An 18,158-nucleotide genomic window follows, 5' to 3' on the forward strand; every position below is an offset into this window, starting at 1 on the left:
ACCATGGATCTTTCGACTTTGATGCCGCAACAGCTGCAGATTGTCAAAACGCTCGACCGCCCGCTGTTTGTCTCGGCGGGCGCCGGTTCGGGTAAGACCTTTACCCTCACGCGCCGCATCGTCTATGCGCTCTCGCCCGAATCCGGTCCGTTCGTCGAGCATCTGGACCAGGTACTCGCCATCACCTTTACCAAGGATGCCGCGGCCGAGATCCGCGACCGCGTGCGCCGTGCGCTTATCGACGAGGGTATGGACGAGGAAGCACTGACCGTCGACGACGCGTGGATTTCGACCATTCACGGCATGTGCTCGCGTATCCTGCGCGCGCACGCGCTGGAGCTGGGCATCGACCCCGAGTTCACGGTGCTCACCGATACCGACGAGCTCATGGATCAGGCTGTTGAGCATGTGCTGGGTCGCGCGACGGCACCCGATGCCGCCCCCGAGCTCGCGGCATCGCTCAAGGCCCTCTATGCCTGGTATCCCATGGCGGGCGAGGGCGGTTCCTTTGGCGGCGGTACGACCATCAAGGGTCTGGTGCGCGACCTGCTGGAGCTGTCGAGCCAGTTGCCGGGCGGTATGGACGACGTGCGCGTGGCGCGCGGCCAGGCCGATACCTCGGCACTCGCCGATGCCTATCGCGCGGCGCTGGGTGCGAGCAAGGCCTCGACCGAGAAGGCGCAGGCGGCGCTCGATGCCATCGACGCGTTCGAGGCGAGCGGCAAGACCATGGCCGATGCGGCGCGACTCATGATGTCGTGCACCATGCCGCGCGCGAGCAAGGCATTCCCTAAGGAGCAAGCCGAGCTGCTCAAGGCCGAGGCCGCCGATGCGTTTATCAATATCGTGCTTGCCTGCGGTGGCCCGGCGCTCGATGCGCTGGTGGGCCTGGCCCGTTCCGTGGAGGCGGAGTACCGTGCGCTCAAGGCCGACCAGTCCGCGCTCGACAATAACGATCTGCTGCGCATGGCATATGAGGCGCTGCGCGATTATCCCGCCATCCGAGCCGCCTACGAGGGCCGCTTTAAGATGGTCATGATCGACGAGTTCCAGGATACCGACCAGATGCAGGTCGACCTGATCCGTTACCTGACCGGCGCGGGGGAGCGTGCGCTTTGTACCGTGGGCGATGCGCAGCAGTCGATCTACCGCTTCCGCGGCGCCGAGGTCGAGGTCTTCCGTCGCCAGGAGCGCAAGGTGGGCTCGTCTACCGCGCCCGAGGCGACTGCCGCGGCCGACGCCCCTGCTGGCGAGCTCGTTAAGCTCGTGCGCAACTTCCGCAGCCATGACGAGGTGCTGCGTTACGTGGCGCGCGTCTTTGATGGCGACGATGGCGGCCTGATGCAGGGCTTTTTGGATCTTGAGGCGAGCGACGGCCGCAAGGACACGCTGGTGGCGGACGCCTCGCGTCGCCAGGCCCTCTTTGTTGCCGGCGGCAGTACGCAGGAGCGCACGCAGGCCAAGGCCCGTGCGATCGCCGAACGCTTCCGCGCACTTGCCGATGCCGGCCAGCCCCAGGGCGGCATGGTGCTGCTGCTGGGCCGCATGACCAACGCAGATGTCTACGCGCAGGCTTTCCGCGATCAGGGGCTCGACTGCGTCATCGCGGGCGGCTCGGTCTTTGCCCAGGCTGCCGAGGTGCAGACGGTGCGTGCCCTGGTCTGCGCGCTCGCCAATCCGGCCGATACGGCGCAGGGCCTTATGCCGCTGCTCGCCTCGCCGATGTTTGCGCTCGGCGCCCAGGAGTTCCTGGCGCTGGCGACCAAACTCGACGAGCAGACGGGCGAGACGTCGCGCCGCAACATCGATGTGGGCATCATGAGTGATTTCGACGTGCCGGGTTTGCAAGACTTGCCGCTGGTGACGCGCGCCCGCGAGGTGCTGCGGTATGCGCTTCGTCGCGTGGGCCGCGATTCGTTCGCCGCCATCGCGCGCGACGTGGTCAACGCCTCCGGCTGGTTTGTGCGTCTGGCACAGCGCGGTCCCGAAGGCAAGGCCATTGCCGCCAACGTGCTCAAGGCGCTCGACGCCGTGGCCGAGGCGGAGGCCGAGTTCGGTAACTCGCCGCGTTCCATCGCGCTGGCCTTCGACCGCTTCTTGGCGGGCAAGGAAGCCCCGGGTGCCCTCAACGAGGAGGGCGACGGCGCGGTGCGCATCATGACGGTTCACGCCTCTAAGGGTCTGGAATATCCGGTCGTGGCGGTCGCCGAGTGCTTTGGCGTGCGTAAGCCCTCGGGTGCGGCACAGATGGGTCGCGTCGAGGGAGGAGCGCAGGTCGTGGCGCTGCCGGCACGCTTCGACGGCGTTAAGCTCACCGACGGAACCTTTGTGAAGGGCGACGACGTCAAAAAGCAGTTTGAGCACGCGTTTAAGGGCAAGGGCACGTCGCTGTGGCTACCGCCGGAGCTCATGGAGGATGTCTGCGCGACGGGTTCTCCCGCCGAGGCATTCGTTCGCCTGCGCAACGACGACCTGCAGCTTTCGCTCGAGGAGCGGGCTCGTCTGCTCTATGTCGCCATGACGCGTGCGCGCGAGCTGGTGATCTTGGCGATGGATGCCGGCGTGAGCCGCGGCAAGGTGGCGGCGCCGACCTTCGATGTCGAGACGGATCTGACCTACGATGTCCTGCGCCGCATTCTGCCGACGGACGCTCTGGACATGCCGCAGCTCGATAGCGACCGTTTGGTGTTCGACAACTCCAAGCCGGGCGACTACGAGCTCATCTCGCTCGCGGGCTTTACCTTTGGCGAGCAGGCGTTTGAGGCCAACGCTTCGCTGGATGTCGAGGGCAGGCTTGTCCGCGGCGATGCCGATGCAGATGCTGCCGACGATTCGGCCAGTACAATCGTCCCTGGTCCTGCCGACCCCAAGCCCGATTCGTTTGAGCTTGTGTATCCCCAGGCAGTGGGCGTGCGCATGGGCATCTGTCCATTTCCGGTGCGTGACTCGTATAGCTACTCGTCAATCGCCGCGGCGCTCCATGCCGAGACAGAAGACCGTGCCGCCGAGGCGCGTGTGCCCATGGACGAGGCTGGCGATGATGCGGAGTCGGATGGTTCCGAGATGACGGATGCGGACGTGGCCGCTGTCGAGCCCGCCGGCAACCCCATGGCGCTGGGCTCGGCGTTCCATGCCGCCTGCCAGTGGCTGATCGAGATGGGTTCCGATGCGCTGCCCGCTGAGCGTGCCGATGCTCTGGCGCGCCTGTGGCGCCTGACGCCGGAGCAGCGCGAACGCTTCGACGTTGCCCTGAACCGCTGGCTCAAGTCGGCTGTTCGTGCCGATCTGCTCGCGTGGCCGTGCGTTCGCGCCGAGGTGCCGTTCTTTTCGCTGGGCTGCGAGGACGAGGACATCGCTCGCTACGGTGCCTATGCCGAGGGCGCCATCGATGCACTGGCCACCGACCCGGCCGATCCGTCGCGCGCCCTGGTCATTGATTACAAGACGGGCGGCACGCCGGACGAGACGCCGGACCAGCTGCTCGAGAAGCACGCCCTGCAGGCGCGCGTTTACGCCGACGTGTTGCACAAGGCGGGCTTTGAGGCCGTGACCGTCAAGTTCGTCCGCGTGGAGCAGCCGGATCCGACCCTCTTCGTCGAACCCGCCGAACCTCAAGTGGTCACCTACAACTTCTAGCCCTCAGATAACTTGCGGTGGAATACGGACTGTTTTGGCCAAAAAAGCCGCCAAACAGTCCGTATTTCAACGCAACTGCAAGAGGAGCCGTGTGGGTTTGGCTAGGTTCGGGTGCCGTCCGCGCCGTGCGGTAAAATCGTTCAGTCAGAACACGAACCCGCATCGGAGCTCATCACATGGCATTCGTCCATCTGCACAATCACACTGTTTTCTCCATGCTCGACGGCGCAACCCGTATCCAGGATATGGTCAATCGTGCCGTTGAACTTGGCATGCCCGCCGTGGCCATTACCGACCACGGCTACATGTATGGCGTGCCCGACCTGTCGCTGGCCTGCGACGCCGTCAATCACAACACGCCCGAGTACAAAACCTGGAGCCACGACAAGGCCTTCTTGGAAAAGGACCGCCGCGACGAGCTGGTGGAGCCCGACCCCGAGGCAAACCCGCGCGAGCATGCCCAGTACGTCAAAGACATGGCCATGTGGGACGAGAAGGGCAACATCGACGAGCTCAAACCGCCCCTGGTCATCAAGCCCATCTTTGGCTGCGAGGTCTACTTTACGCCGGACGAGACCCTTGCCCGCGACCACAAGCCCGAGCTCTACCACATGATCCTTCTGGCCAAGGATCAGGAGGGCTACGTCAACCTAATGCAGACGGTCTCCGAGGCCGCCGTGCAGGGCTTTTACTACAAGCCGCGCGTGACGCTCGACAACCTGCGCCGCCATGCCAAGGGCATGATCTGCACGAGCGCCTGTATCGCGGGCATCATCCCCAAATACATCGACCGCGGCGACATGGAAGGCGCCATCAAGTGGGCCGAGACCTTCCGTGATACCTTCGAGCCCGGTGACTTCTACATCGAGATCCAGGAACACGGCATCACCACCGACAACGGCCTGACTGACGAGCAGATGGACCGCACGCTCATCGACATCGCCAAGCAGGTGGGCGTCAAGGTCATCGCCACCAACGACTTCCACTACCTGCGCCGCGAGGATGCGCCCGTGCAGGACGTCATCATGTGTATTGGCATGAACGCCAAGGTCGATGACCCCAACCGCATGCGCATGACCGGCTCGGAGTTTTACATGAAGACCGAGGAGGAGATGCGGGCGATGTTCCCGTATTGCCCCGAGGCCTGCGACAACACGCTCGAGATCGCCGACAAGTGCTACGTTGAGCTGGACTGGGACTCTATCATCCTGCCGCGCTTTCCGTTGCTCGATCCCGGCGAGACGCACGAGAGCCAGTTCCGCCGCGAGTGCGAGAAGGGCCTGCGCCAGCACTATGGCGACGACTGGGCCACGCGCGAGATCGGTGGCGTCAACATCAAAGAGCGCTTTGAGTACGAATACAAGGTCATCTGCGACAAGGGCTTTGCCGCCTACTTTTTGATCGTTGCCGAGTACGTGCAATGGGCTAAGGACAACGGCATCGGCGTCGGCCCCGGCCGTGGCTCGGCCGCCGGCGCTATCGTCGCCTACGCCATGAACATCACCGCGTTCGACCCGCTCGAGAACGGCCTGATGTTCGAGAGGTTCCTGTCCCCGCAACGTACCGAGATGCCCGATATCGATATGGACTTCGACGATGAGCGACGCCTCGAGGTCGTGGAGCACGTTCGTCAGCTCTACGGCCCCGAGAAGGTCACCCACGTCATCACCTACTCGACCATCAAGGCCAAGCAGGCCATCAACGACGCCGCGCGCGTCCTGGACTACCCGGTCTACATGGGCCAGCGCCTGTCCAAGATGGTCTCGAGCGACCCCAAGGTCAAGCTCAAGCAGGTGCTCGAAAAGCAACCCGGCAAAGAGGATCTGTTTAACCCCGATTTTGCCGAGGCCTATAAAAAGGACGACGACGCCCGTCGCATCATCGACACGGCGCTCTCGATCGAGGGCCTCACCCGTGGCGAGGGCGTGCACGCGTGCGCCGTTCTGATCTGCCGTGACCCCGTCAACGAGCACGTGCCCACCAAGCTCGATACCAAGGGCGGCGTCGAGATTACCCAGTACGAGGGCCATACCGTCGCCGACATGGGCCTGCTCAAGATGGACTTCCTGGGCCTGCGCACGCTGACGGTTATCTCCAAGGCCAAGGCCAACATCAAAAAGAACTTCGGTATCGACATCAAAGAGGAAGAGATCCCCTTTGACGATCCCGAGATCTTTAAGCTCATGGGCTCCGGCCACACCGCCGGCGTCTTCCAGGTCGAGTCCGCCGGCATGACGGCCACGATCAAGAACATGAAGCCCACCGAGTACAAGCACGTCGTAGCATTGATCGCCCTGTACCGCCCGGGCCCGTTGGGCGCCGGCATGGTCTCGTCCTACATCAACCGTATGAATGGCAAGGAGCCGGCGGTCTCCTACGACGACCGCCTGGACGACATCCTGGGCGAAACCTACGGCACCATGGTCTACCAGGAGCAGGTTATGCTCATCTCCGTCGAGATGTGTGGCTTCTCCAAGGGCGAATCGGACTCGCGTATCCGTAAGCCCGTGGCTAAGAAGAAAATCAAGCTGCTCACGTCGACGGTGCTCCACTGGGAGGATGGCTCGGACGAGACCACCTACGACCACTGGATGAACGGCGCCATCAAGAACAACTACACGCGCGAGGTCGCCCAGAAGATTTGGGACGATGTTCTTGAGTTCGCGTCCTACGCCTTTAACAAGTCGCACTCCGCCGGCTACGCCATTTTGGTTATGCAGACGGCGTGGCTCAAGGCGCATTATCCGCACGAGTACATGGCGGCCGTTCTGACGTCCTACACGGGCAAGACCGACAAGATCGTTCACTACGTCTCGGCATGCCGTCACGACGGCATCCCCGTGCTTTCGCCAGATGTCAACGAGTCCGGTACCGAGTTCACGGCTACCAAGGAGGGCGTGCGCTTTGGTCTGGCCGGCATCCGCGGCGTGGGCACCGGCGTGGCGCAGGCGATTATCGCCGAACGCGAGGCGGGCGGTCCGTTTAAGACGCTGCACGACTTTGTCGAGCGCGTGGACTCGAGCCAGGCCAACCGCCGCGTGATCGAATCGCTGATCAAGGCAGGCGCCTTCGACTCCACGGGGTATCCGCGTCGCCAGATGATGCACTTTGTGGACAAGAACAACCCCGAGAACATCATCGATGCCGCGGTAAAGCGCCAGAAAGATCGCGCGAGCGGCCAGACGTCGTTCTTCGATATGTTTGGCGACGTTGAGGGCTCGGGCTTTGAGGTGAGCGTGCCCGATCCGGATGGCCAGGAGTGGGACCGCCACCTTAAGCTGAGCCAGGAGAAGGAAGTTCTGGGCATCTATGTCTCGGACCACCCGCTGCGCCCGTTTGAGTATGCACTTAGCAAAGCGCGCGACTTCTCGTTCTCGCAGATCGACACCGGCTACGAAGTTCAGAATCCTACAGGCGGCACCATCAACCAGGAGATTCCCGAGGGCAAGGCGCTGTGGTGGGCCGGCATGGTCTCGAGCGTGTCCAAGCGCGTGACCAAAAACGGCGACCCCATGGGCATCGTGCAGCTCGAGGACATGGAAGGCGAGGCCACGGTCGTGGTGTTCCCCAAGACCTACAAGGAGGCCGAGGGGTATCTGTACGGCGAGGTCGATCCCGAGACCGGCGCGCAGCTGTCCGACGCGTTTGTGCGCATTAAGGGCAAGCTCGAGCGCTCGGACCGCGGCGACCAGATCATCGCGCAGGAGATTGTGCCGCTGGAGCTTAGCGAGGAGAAAAACAAGCCCAAGGTCTTTGAGGTCATGGTGCCCAACAGCCGATTTAGCCAGGGCAATATGGCGCGCCTGGCCACGGTGCTCACCACCAACCCGGGCGGCGACCGCGTGGAGATCTTTATTGAGCAAGTCGACGGGCGTGTGCTGCGTGCCGAGGTGCCGGCCAAGGTCAATGCACGCTCGATTCCGCTGCTGGCAGAGGCAAAGGCCATCGTCGGCAACCAAGGCCGCGTGACGGTTATCTAAAATGATTTTGCCGGGGTAGCTAATTTGGGACGGGGCTATTTTAGCTACCCTTTGACTGATGGCGAATGAGTCGGGGTCGGAATACATCTCAACCGATGTATGGGGGTAGCTAAAATAGCCCCGTCCCAAATTAGCTACCTTGTGTGGATTGGAGGAAGTGATGGCGCAGGGGACGTTTGTGCGGGCGCTTCGCAAAGAGGCGGCGTTGAGCGGCACCTTTATGAAGGGGCGTTCGCTCATGCTCAACGGCGCCGTGCTGTCGATCGAGGACAGCGGCTCGCGCTTCTCCAAAAACGTGACGGTTGAGGGCTCGGTGCGCGGTTCGCGCGGCGACCTGTACAAGACGCACGTGGCGCTCGACATGGACGAGCACGAGGTGATCGACTATGACTGCGATTGCCCCGCTGCCTATCGCTACCCCGGTATGTGCAAGCACGCCATTGCCACGGCTCTGGCGTATTTGGATTCCAGCGGCGCCGAGCCCGTCGAAGGTTTGCGCACGCCGGTCCGCACGTTTGCGGCTCAGCCCAAACAGTCCGCGCGTCCCGCGCCTACAACGCCCACGGTCAACCCCAACTTTCCCTTCCCAGCACCTGTCCCCACGAGTCCCAGCCTCATGGCGGCGCTCTCCGATCTTTCGGACGCGCGCATGGATGAGCTGGCGAGCATGCGCCGCAAGCTTGCCGGTGCCGTTGGTCCCGACGCCCCCAAAGCGGCGTTGGAGCCCTCGTTGGTGCCGTACTACAATCCGCTGTTCGCCGACCGCTTTAGCTGGGCGCTCGAGTTCCGCATTCGCTGCGGTTCGGTGTCCTACGTGGTCAAGGATATCGACGGCATGGCCGATGCCTACGTGCGCGGCGGCACCTTCTCGTACGGCAAGAAGCTCACGTTTGTCCATACGCCCGAAGCCTTCGAAGATGTGTCGACAAAGCTGCTCAGCCTTGTCTTGACGACAGTTGCCTATCTCGATGACATCACAAGCTCGCGTTCGGCGTCGTACGACTTTGCCCGCAGCGGTTTTGTCGCCGAGCGTCAGTTGCCGCTGTCCGAGCATAGCATCGTATATGTGCTGGACCTGCTGCGCGGCCAGACCATCTCTTTTGAGCCCGCCTGGTCGCGGGGGACGACGACGCATCGCACCTATGACGTGGCGGTTGAGATGCCTCCGGAAGGGGAGGACGAGGGTCTGTCTAAGCGCCCACCGCTCCTTGCCGCCAAAATCGCGCCGGCGGCTGGTGGTAGCTACGATCTGCGCCTGCCGGCCGATGCATACTGCTTTGCTTCGGGCGACGTAGCTTATCTGGTCGACACCCGCCGTGCGCGCCGCACCGATGTAGCGTTTGCCCAGCATGCGGCGCCGTTCCTATCGCGCTTGCTGCCCTGTCGCACGCCAGTCCATATCGCTGCCGACCAGGTGGGGGAGTTCTGTCGTATGGCTCTGCCCATTTTGCGCGACTATACCGACCTTACCGCGCCCGCTGCGCTCGATACCGTGGCGCCCGAGCCGAGCTTTGCTATGGCAATCGGCGTCGACGATGGGCTCGTGACCTGCAAAATTACGGTTACCTACGGCGACTGGTCGGCAGACCTCTTTAGTCTGGGCGCTCCGGGCAGCCCCTTCGAAGAGCAGCGCCCGGGCGTGCCGCCCCGCGACGAGGTGGCGGAGTTTCGCGTTATGGACACGGCGGCCCTGTACTTCGATTTCTACGAGGGCGGTCTGGCGTTTGAGGAGCGCGATGACGAGAGCTTGTTCTGCCTGCTGACCGAGGGCCTATCCGCCCTGTCCAAGCTTGGTGAGGTCATGCTCAGCGACCGTCTGCGCCAGATTTCGGTCCGCCCCGCGCCCAAGCTTTCGGTGCGTGCGACCGTCAAGAGTAACCTGCTCGACGTCGAACTGAGCGCGAGCGGGCTTTCGGCGGCAGACCTTGCCATCTATCTGGACTCCTACAAGCGTCACCAGACGTTTGCGCGCCTTACGTCCGGCGACATCATTCGCCTGGACGAGGGCGCCCGAGCCGCGTTTGGCCTCGCCGAGGATCTGGGCGTCGATGCCGTCGACCTGCTCGACGGCGTGTTGCTTCCCGCATCGAGCACCCTGTTCGTCGATAGCATGCTCGCGCGCACGCCCGCGCTCGAGGCCGATCGCGACGCTGCGTTCCGCCGTACCGTCGAGCGTCTGGATACGCTCGGCAAGATGGACTTTACGGTGCCCGCCACGCTCAAGGCCACGCTTCGAGGCTACCAGGTCGATGGCTACCAGTGGCTCGGCTCGCTCGAACACCTGGGCCTTGGCGGCATCCTGGCCGACGACATGGGCCTGGGCAAAACGCTCCAGATGATCGCGCATATCCTGGCGCGCGTGGAGGCGGGGGACACCAAGCCCACGCTCGTGGTATGCCCGGCCTCACTCGTGTACAACTGGACTGCCGAGCTGGAGCGCTTTGCGCCCTCGCTCGATGTGTGCGCCATCGTGGGCGCCAAGGCGCAGCGTCGCGTACAGATTGCCGGCGTGGCCGAGCATAACGTGGTCGTGACGTCGTATGACCTTATGCGGCGCGATATCGACGAGTACGCCGAGCAGGACTTTGCCCGTGCGGTGCTCGATGAGGCCCAGTACATTAAAAACCCGCTCACCCAGGTGGCGCGCGCCGCAAAGCGCTTGCCTGCCGGCGTGCGCTTTGCCCTGACGGGCACGCCCATCGAAAACCGCCTATCCGAGCTCTGGAGCATCTTCGACTTTTTAATACCGGGCCTGCTCGGCACGCGCGAGTCGTTTGCCAAGCGCTTCGAAAGCCCGGTCGAGCATGCCGAGGGCGACAGTGCCGCTCGCCTGCAGGCGCTCGTGTCGCCGTTTGTGCTGCGCCGTGTCAAGGAGGACGTGGTGGCCGACCTGCCCGAGAAGATCGAGGATACGGTCATGGCGCAGCTCACCGGCGAGCAGCGCAAGCTCTACCTGGCCAACCAGGACCGCATCGCCCAGCAGGTGCAGCACCGCGAGTCATCCGAGTTTAAGAAAGACAAGCTCAAGGTGCTCGCTGAGCTCACCAAGCTGCGCCAGATCTGCTGCGACCCGCGTCTACACTACGAGGATTACAAGGCGGGGAGCGCCAAACTCGATACGTGCATGGAGCTCGTGCACGGCGCACTCGACGGCGGACATCGCATCCTGTTGTTCAGCCAGTTTACGGGTATGCTCGATATCATCGGCAAGCGCTTGGCCAAGGAGGACATCGCCTTCCTTAAGCTCACGGGCGCTTCGTCTAAGGAGAGCCGCGCCAAGATGGTCGCGCAGTTCCAAGCGGGCGAGGTTCCAGTCTTTTTGATTTCGCTCAAGGCGGGCGGCGTGGGCCTTAACCTGACGGCGGCCGACGTGGTCATCCACTACGACCCGTGGTGGAACGTGGCGGCGCAGGACCAAGCGACCGACCGTGCGCATCGTATTGGCCAGCAACATACCGTGACCGTGTACAAGCTCATCGCCAAGGACACGATTGAGGAACGCATTATGCAGATGCAGGAGTCCAAGCGCGACCTGGTCAACAGCGTGCTCGGCGGCGACGGCATCTCGTCGGCGCTGTTTACCCGCGAGGATGTTCTGGCGCTGCTCGGCGGCGACGGGCGCTAGCCGCGCGCGGGGTGGGACTGCTGGAATGGGCAGGACGGTCGACGCATTTTGGCCCGACCGCTTGCCTGATCCGTTATGTGTTCATTTGCAATGCCGTGGATGGTTTGTCTGCCTTTGGGCATAAGAACCATCAAGAACATTGGCACATCAGCAAAGGAGAACATCATGGCGAAATTCTTTAAGGACCCTGACGGCAAGCTCATCGCTGCCCTTGGCGACGGCGTTGCGACCCCTGCCGGTTGCACGGAACTGACTGCAAACACTGAGGACGCGGCGCACGAGAAACACGTGCCTGTTGTCGAGACCGAGCGCGACGGTCACGTGATTCGCGCACGCGTTGGCTCGGTCGAGCACCCCAGCCTGCCCGAGCACTACATTGAGTGGATCGCGCTTGAGGCCGAGGGCCGCTTAGAGGTCCATTACCTTGAGCCCGGCATGAAACCCGCGACGTTTTTCGCGGGCGGCTCCAAGACCGGTACCGTCTATGCCTACTGCAACCTGCACGGGCTGTGGTCCGCGACATTCTAGGAGCGCGCCCCCGCTCGGGGTATCATAGCTAGCATATGCACATGCAAGCGCCGGCTGCATTATGCGGCCGGCGCTTTTACTACGATTTCGATGGTTTACGACGGAAAGGGCTGAGCCATGAAGCTCGCGCTTGCGCAGATCGATATGCGCCTTGGGGATATTGAGGGCATTTGCGGCCGCATCGAGGACCAGGCTCGTCTGGCCCACGAGCGCGGGGCGCGCGTGCTGTGCGTTCCGGCTCCGCTCTTTATGGGCGCCATGCCCGGTGGCCTGGTGGGCGCTGCCGACTTTGAGCACGACGTGCTTGCCGGTTTGACTGGTGTCGCCGAGCGTATCCAGGAGCTTGACATGATCTGCATCGTGCCCGCGGCGGTTTCGTTTGAGGGCCAGCCGCTGCTCGACTACATGATGCTCAAGGACGGTCATGTGGTGCCGGCGCGTTCGAGCATTGCCCTGCAGCGTGGCGAGAACAACGACACGCGTTGGGCGCCGCCGGTGTTCGACGTGGACGGCGTGCGCATCGCCGTGATTTTTGACTTGGACCGCGAGCTCGAGATGTTGCCGACCGGCGTCGACCTCATCGCGTATTTCCAATTCAACGCGTTTGACATGACCGACCGCGAGACTGCCGCCATTGCCGCCGTTCGCAGCGGCGCCTACCGCAAGATCGCATCCAAGCGCAGCGTGTGGTTTGCCTGCATGGCGCCGGTCGGTGCCTATGACGAGTCGGTGTATACCGGCGGTTCGTTTGTGCTCGACGACTGCGGTCGCGTGGTGGCCCAGGCGCCGTGTTTTGAGGAGAGCCTGCTGGTTCAGGAGATTCAGCGCGGCGTGATGCTCGATGCCCTGGAAGATCACGAACTGCCCGAGTTCCGTTCCGAGGAGTGGTTGTGGCAGGCGCTGGTGCTCGCCGTGCGCGACAACGCTCGGGCCCACGGTGCGTCGCGTGCCGTGGTGGCACTCGAGGGTGACCTGCCGTCATCCCTGCTGGCGGCGCTGGCCGTTGACGCTCTGGGTCCGCGTAACGTAATTGGCCTGGTGCTGGGGCGCAACCGTATCTTTACGCCGGCGCAGGAGGAGGCCGAGGCTGCCCGCTGTGCCGCCGTCCGTGCCATCGCCGAGCGTTTGCACATTCGCACTGTCGAGCGCGATGCACCGGATGCGGCGCGTGTGCTCGATCGCGACGTGTCGGCGGGCGATGCCGAGCGTCTGCGCTTGCGCACGCTGGGCCTCATGCTGGAGGACACGGCGCTCGAGCTGGGTGCGATGGCGCTGAGCCCGCTGTCCAAAACCGAGTACGCGCTGGCGGCGCCGGCGCTTTGCGGCGGTTACCAGGGCGACTTTGCGCCCTTTGGCGATGTGTACCTGTCGACGCTTGAGTTTGTGGCGCGTGTGCGCAACCGCACGTCTGCCGTGGTGCCCCAAGAGCTCGTGACGCTCAACGCGGTGGAAGATTGTATGGAGCGAGTGCTGGCGCAGGCGCTCTCGACGCTCGACGGTCCGGTCGATATGCTCGACCGCGCGGCACAGCTGCTCGGCGGGCTTGAGCCGGGTGAGGTCGATGGCGCGCTCGAGGCGCACGTGGACCGCAATCGAGCTTTCGACGACATCCCGATGGCCGCCGGCAAGCCCGAGGCTTGCTCGCTGCTGCTGATGCTCGTGCGTCAGGGCGAGGCCGCCCGCCGCATGCTGCCGACGGCGCCGATCGTCTCGGCCCGTTCGTTTGTCGAGCGCGCCTGGCCGTACATGCTCGCGTGGTCCGACCTGGGGCTGAGCGGCAAGGAACGCATGACGGTCGATGCGCTGGCGCGCGCCGAGGTGAACCGCTTTGCCGACGAGGATACAAGCGAGCGCATGCGTGGCGAGATGATGGGCATATTGGGTGACCTGTTGGGTATTTCGCCCGAGCAGATGGAGGAGCTGCGCTCTGAGGACGGTCAGCGTCGTTTACACGAGGGAATGAAAAAGTTCGAGGGCGAGGTTCAGGACGCCATCGATAAGATGATGGGCGGTCAGGGCGGCTCGCAAGGTAGTCCCCAGGGTGGCCCGATGCCGCACCCGCCAGTAGATCCGAGGCAGTTCCCCTTTTTCTCGCAGAACTAACTATGGGATAGGATTCGCTTCCAACCCCGATACTTCAACTAAGCATCTTGGTCCCGTTGTGTTATTCTAGAACAGACGTTCGTGAATGATGCGCGGGGCCTTGCTTTGTGCTGTGCTGGTGACGAGGGGAGGTTGGCTTGGTCATTTTGGGTATCGACCCCGGTTTGGCCCATACGGGTTGGGGGATTATCGAGGAGCGGCGTGGCGAGGTTCGCTGCCGTGCCTATGGCTGCATCGAGACCAGTGCCGGAAGTCCGCTCGCGGTGCGCCTGTCGCATATCGCCCATGACCTTAAGGATGTCGTTGAGCGTTATCGACCCGACACGGCTGCTGTCGAGAGCATCTACTTTGGCGCCAACGTTCGTTCGGCCATCCCCACGGCGCATGCCCGCGGTGCTGCACTCGTCGCACTTTCGGAATGCGCGCTCGAGATTGGCGAGTACACGCCCATGCAGATCAAACAGGCTGTGGTGGGCACTGGCGCCGCGGACAAGCGGCAGGTCGCCTACATGGTACGCACACTCACACAGCTCGATCACGACCCGCATCCCGACCATGCCGCCGATGCCCTGGCCTGCGCCATCTGCCACGTAAACCTCAGCCGCACCCGCGCCCTCACCGGTGGCGAGTTCTATCAACAGAGAGGAACCGGATACTGATGATTTCCCAGCTCCACGGAACGCTTGTCGAGGCCACGATGAGCTCTGCTGTCGTCGATGTGTCGGGCGTTGGCTTTGAGCTCGGCATCTCGGGCAGCACTGCGGCCACGTTGCCGACGCCCGGTGGCGAGGTCTGCCTCTACACGCGTATGCAGGTGCGCGAGGACGCCATGACACTTTTCGGTTTTTCCTCAAAGGATGAGCGCATGATGTTCGACCGGCTCGTGTCCGTTTCGGGCGTTGGCCCGCGCCTGGCGCTTGCCGTGCTTTCCACCTATACCGTGGGACAGCTGTATTCGCTGGTGATGGCCGAGGACGACAAGGGCATGGCCAAGGTACCCGGTGTGGGCAAAAAGACAGCTCAGCGCCTGATCCTGGAACTCAAGAGCACCTTTGCCAAGGATAAGGGCTTTGTGCCGGTCGACGTGATTCCCGGACAGGTTGCGATGCCCGTGCCCGCTGCCGCTCCCTCGGTGATCGATGATGCCCGTGCGGCGCTCCTTTCCATGGGCTTTAGCCCGCAGGAGACCGATGTTGCCCTGAGCGGGTATGATGGGCAGAATATGCGTGTCGAGGATCTGCTCGGCGCGGCGCTTAAGCGACTCGGAATGGATGCGTGATGTGGGAAGCCGATGACTCTCAGGACTTGTGGGCGACGCCCGGTAACTCGCCGGCGGCATCCATGGCGCACGGCGAGCGCATGGTGGGCTCGGAGCTGACGGCCGAGGATCTCGATGTCGACCGCACTTTGCGCCCTCAGCGCCTGGACGATTACTGCGGCCAGGAGCACATCAAGCAGAGCCTGCGCGTGTTGATCGAAGCGGCGCAGAGCCGTGGCGAGACGCTCGACCACGTGATCTTCTCGGGTCCTCCGGGCCTGGGCAAGACCACGCTGGCCACCGTTATCGCCAACGAGCTGGGCGCTCAGATCAAGACCACGAGTGGCCCTGCCATCGCGCGCACGGGCGACCTGGCGGCCATCCTTACTAACTTGCAGCCGGGCGATGTGCTGTTTATCGACGAGATCCACCGCCTCAACCGTTCGGTCGAGGAGGTCCTGTACCCCGCGATGGAGGACTTTGCCCTCGATATCGTGATTGGCAAGGGTCCGGCGGCGCGCTCGATTCGCCTGGATATCCCCAAGTTTACGCTGGTGGCGGCAACGACCCGCTCAGGCATGTTGACCGGCCCGTTGCGCGACCGCTTTGGCATTTCATATCGCCTGGATTACTACACGGTCGAGGAGCTCGCGCAGATTGTGACGCGCTCGGCGACTATCCTGGGCGTGACGATCGACCATCCCAGTGCACTCGAGATCGGCTCGCGTTCGCGCGGCACGCCACGTCTTGCCAACCGTCTGCTCAAGCGCGTGCGCGATTACGCACAGGTGCGCGGCAACGGCCCCATCGAGCTCGATATCTGTCGCCAGGCGCTCGAGTTCTTCGAGATCGACGAGCTCGGTCTGGACTGGATGGATATTCGCATTTTGGAGACGCTCGCCAAGACGTTCTCCGGTCGCGCCGTGGGACTTACGACCCTTGCCAGCGCGGTGGGCGAGGACCCGGGCACGCTCGAGGATGTCTATGAGCCCTATTTGCTGCAGTGCGGATTGATGATTCGTACGCCGCAGGGCCGTCAGGCAACCCTCCGCACCTTTGAGCACCTGGGGATTGAACCTACCGTTTAGGGCGTTTTGTTTTGGCGGGCTGTTGGACTATCGCTGGGCATCGGGTAAACATATCGCCGTTCATCGGTTATGGGCGTTTTACTATTGCGCGCCCGTGCTATGCTGAATTGGTCTTTTTCTCATTCGGTAACGAAAGGACCGCCCATGCCTACTGACATCGAAATCGCACGTTCTGTCACGCCGCTGCCTATTACCGAGGTGGCCAAGAACGCCGGCGTCGACGTTAAGCACCTTATTCCGTACGGCTTCGACAAGGCTAAGGTCGACTATTCACTGCTCAACGAGCCGACTGATCACCAGGCCAAGCTCGTCCTCGTGACCGCTATCAACCCAACGCCCGCGGGCGAGGGCAAGACCACCACGACCATCGGTCTGGCCGATGGCCTGCGTCGTCGCGGTATCAAGAGCGCCGTGGCCCTGCGTGAGCCTTCGCTCGGTCCCGTCTTTGGCGTCAAGGGCGGTGCCGCTGGCGGCGGTTGGGCCCAGGTCATTCCCATGGAGGACATCAACCTGCACTTTACCGGCGACTTCCATGCCATCGGTGCTGCCAACAACCTGCTGGCCGCCATGCTCGATAACCACATCCAGCAGGGCAATCAGCTCGGTATTGACGTTAAGCGCATCACCTGGAAGCGCGTCGTCGACATGAACGACCGTCAGCTGCGCCATGTTATCGATGGCATTGGCGGTAAGGCCCAAGGTGTGCCGCGCGAGGACGGCTTCGACATCACCGTTGCCTCCGAGGTCATGGCAATCCTGTGCCTGTCTACGAGCATCAACGACCTCAAGGAACGCTTGGGTGAGATTGTCGTCGGCTATAGCTTTGCCGGCGAGCCCGTCCGTGCCCGCGACCTCAAGGCCCAGGGTGCCATGGCCGCGTTGCTTAAGGACGCGCTTAAGCCCAACCTGGTGCAAACGCTCGAGGGCACGCCCGCGTTTGTCCACGGCGGTCCCTTCGCCAACATTGCCCACGGCTGCAACTCTATTATGGCCACGCGTATGGCGATGCGCTTTGGCGATGTTGCCATTACCGAGGCCGGCTTCGGTGCCGATCTGGGTGCCGAGAAGTTCCTCGACATCAAGTGCCGCATGACGGGCGTTCGCCCCAGCGCCGTCGTGGTCGTCGCGACCGCTCGTGCGCTTAAGTACAACGGTGGCGTCGCCAAGGCCGACCTCAACGAGGAGAACCTCGAGGCACTCAAGGCTGGCATGCCCAACTTGCTGCGTCATGTCGACAACATCCAGAACGTTTATGGTCTGCCCTGCGTGGTCGCCATCAACCGCTTCCCGACGGACACCGAGGCTGAGCTTGCACTCATCGAGTCCGAGTGCCAGAAGCTCGGCGTCAACGTTAAGCTTTCCGAGGTCTGGGCCAAGGGCGGCGAGGGCGCGCTCGAGCTGGCCGATGAGGTCATGCGTCTGATTGAGCAGCCGAGCGAGCTCAAGTTTGCCTATGAGGACGGCGCTGATGTCGCTGATGCCCTCGAGGCCGTTGCCACCAAGGTCTACCGCGCCGACGGCGTTGACTTTACGCCGGCCGCCAAGCGCCAGCTCGCCGAGCTGCGCGAGAACGGCTTTGGCAACCTGCCGGTGTGCGTCGCCAAGACGCAGTACAGCTTTAGCGACAACGCCAAGGCCCTGAGCGCTCCCGAGAACTTCCGCATCACCGTGCGTGAGCTTAAGGTTTCCGCCGGTGCCCACTTTGTGGTCGCGCTGACCGGCAGCGTTCTGACCATGCCGGGTCTGCCCAAGGTGCCCGCGGCCGAGAACATCGACGTCGACAACGACGGCAACATCACCGGCCTGTTCTAAGTCTGCTGTCCATAGCTGCTTGTCCGCCCCGCCGTGCCCACAAGGCCCGGCGGGGCTTTTTGATCCTTAGGCCCGCGCATGTCTTGTAGATACCGACGGACTCTGCCCATCATAGGCTTTTGCGCGGG

The 18,158-nt window shown here is 63.1% G+C and carries 9 protein-coding genes; all 9 read left to right on the forward strand.

What is annotated here, in order from left to right:
• Nucleotides 1-3 precede the first annotated feature (3 nt).
• A complete protein-coding gene (locus PMX70_RS00780) occupies nt 4-3,636 on the forward strand; it encodes a UvrD-helicase domain-containing protein (protein ID WP_271742514.1) in 3,633 nt (1,210 codons plus the stop codon).
• Nucleotides 3,637-3,812: 176 nt separating this feature from the next.
• Nucleotides 3,813-7,616, forward strand: coding sequence for a DNA polymerase III subunit alpha (gene dnaE / locus PMX70_RS00785; protein WP_271742515.1), 3,804 nt, complete (start codon nt 3,813-3,815; stop codon nt 7,614-7,616).
• A gap of 160 nt (nt 7,617-7,776) precedes the next feature.
• Complete coding sequence (locus PMX70_RS00790; protein WP_271742516.1) at nt 7,777-11,241, forward strand: DEAD/DEAH box helicase; 3,465 nt, start codon at nt 7,777-7,779, stop codon at nt 11,239-11,241.
• A 165-nt stretch (nt 11,242-11,406) separates the two neighbouring features.
• Complete coding sequence (locus tag PMX70_RS00795; RefSeq protein ID WP_035137352.1) at nt 11,407-11,769, forward strand: desulfoferrodoxin family protein; 363 nt, start codon at nt 11,407-11,409, stop codon at nt 11,767-11,769.
• Between the two features lie 117 nt (nt 11,770-11,886).
• Nucleotides 11,887-13,872: an NAD(+) synthetase gene (locus PMX70_RS00800; protein WP_271742517.1), complete on the forward strand. Its 1,986-nt coding sequence runs from the start codon at nt 11,887-11,889 to the stop codon at nt 13,870-13,872.
• Between the two features lie 137 nt (nt 13,873-14,009).
• Complete coding sequence (gene ruvC / locus PMX70_RS00805; protein WP_022095142.1) at nt 14,010-14,531, forward strand: crossover junction endodeoxyribonuclease RuvC; 522 nt, start codon at nt 14,010-14,012, stop codon at nt 14,529-14,531.
• Nucleotides 14,531-15,151 (forward strand): Holliday junction branch migration protein RuvA, encoded by a 621-nt coding sequence (gene ruvA, locus PMX70_RS00810; protein ID WP_271736621.1) that lies wholly within the window; start codon nt 14,531-14,533, stop codon nt 15,149-15,151. Before ruvC ends, ruvA begins: the two co-directional genes overlap by 1 nt.
• Nucleotides 15,151-16,218 (forward strand): Holliday junction branch migration DNA helicase RuvB, encoded by a 1,068-nt coding sequence (ruvB, locus tag PMX70_RS00815; RefSeq protein ID WP_022095140.1) that lies wholly within the window; start codon nt 15,151-15,153, stop codon nt 16,216-16,218. Before ruvA ends, ruvB begins: the two co-directional genes overlap by 1 nt.
• Nucleotides 16,219-16,362: 144 nt before the next feature.
• Entirely contained in the window at nt 16,363-18,030 is a 1,668-nt protein-coding gene (locus PMX70_RS00820; protein ID WP_271742519.1) for a formate--tetrahydrofolate ligase, read from the forward strand.
• Nucleotides 18,031-18,158: the final 128 nt, after the last annotated feature.

It is taken from the genome of Collinsella aerofaciens (assembly GCF_028206795.1).
Classification (GTDB): Bacteria; Actinomycetota; Coriobacteriia; order Coriobacteriales; family Coriobacteriaceae; genus Collinsella; species Collinsella aerofaciens_AX.

Excerpts from the sequence above, each read along its gene's own strand:
- PMX70_RS00780 (WP_271742514.1), top strand. The coding sequence starts at position 4 with ATGGATCTTTCGACTTTGATGCCGCAACAGCTGCAGATTGTCAAAACG.
- dnaE (WP_271742515.1), top strand. The coding sequence starts at position 3,813 with ATGGCATTCGTCCATCTGCACAATCACACTGTTTTCTCCATGCTCGAC.
- PMX70_RS00790 (WP_271742516.1), top strand. The coding sequence starts at position 7,777 with ATGGCGCAGGGGACGTTTGTGCGGGCGCTTCGCAAAGAGGCGGCGTTG.
- PMX70_RS00795 (WP_035137352.1), top strand. The coding sequence starts at position 11,407 with ATGGCGAAATTCTTTAAGGACCCTGACGGCAAGCTCATCGCTGCCCTT.
- PMX70_RS00800 (WP_271742517.1), top strand. The coding sequence starts at position 11,887 with ATGAAGCTCGCGCTTGCGCAGATCGATATGCGCCTTGGGGATATTGAG.
- ruvA (WP_271736621.1), top strand. The coding sequence starts at position 14,531 with ATGATTTCCCAGCTCCACGGAACGCTTGTCGAGGCCACGATGAGCTCT.
- ruvB (WP_022095140.1), top strand. The coding sequence starts at position 15,151 with ATGTGGGAAGCCGATGACTCTCAGGACTTGTGGGCGACGCCCGGTAAC.
- PMX70_RS00820 (WP_271742519.1), top strand. The coding sequence starts at position 16,363 with ATGCCTACTGACATCGAAATCGCACGTTCTGTCACGCCGCTGCCTATT.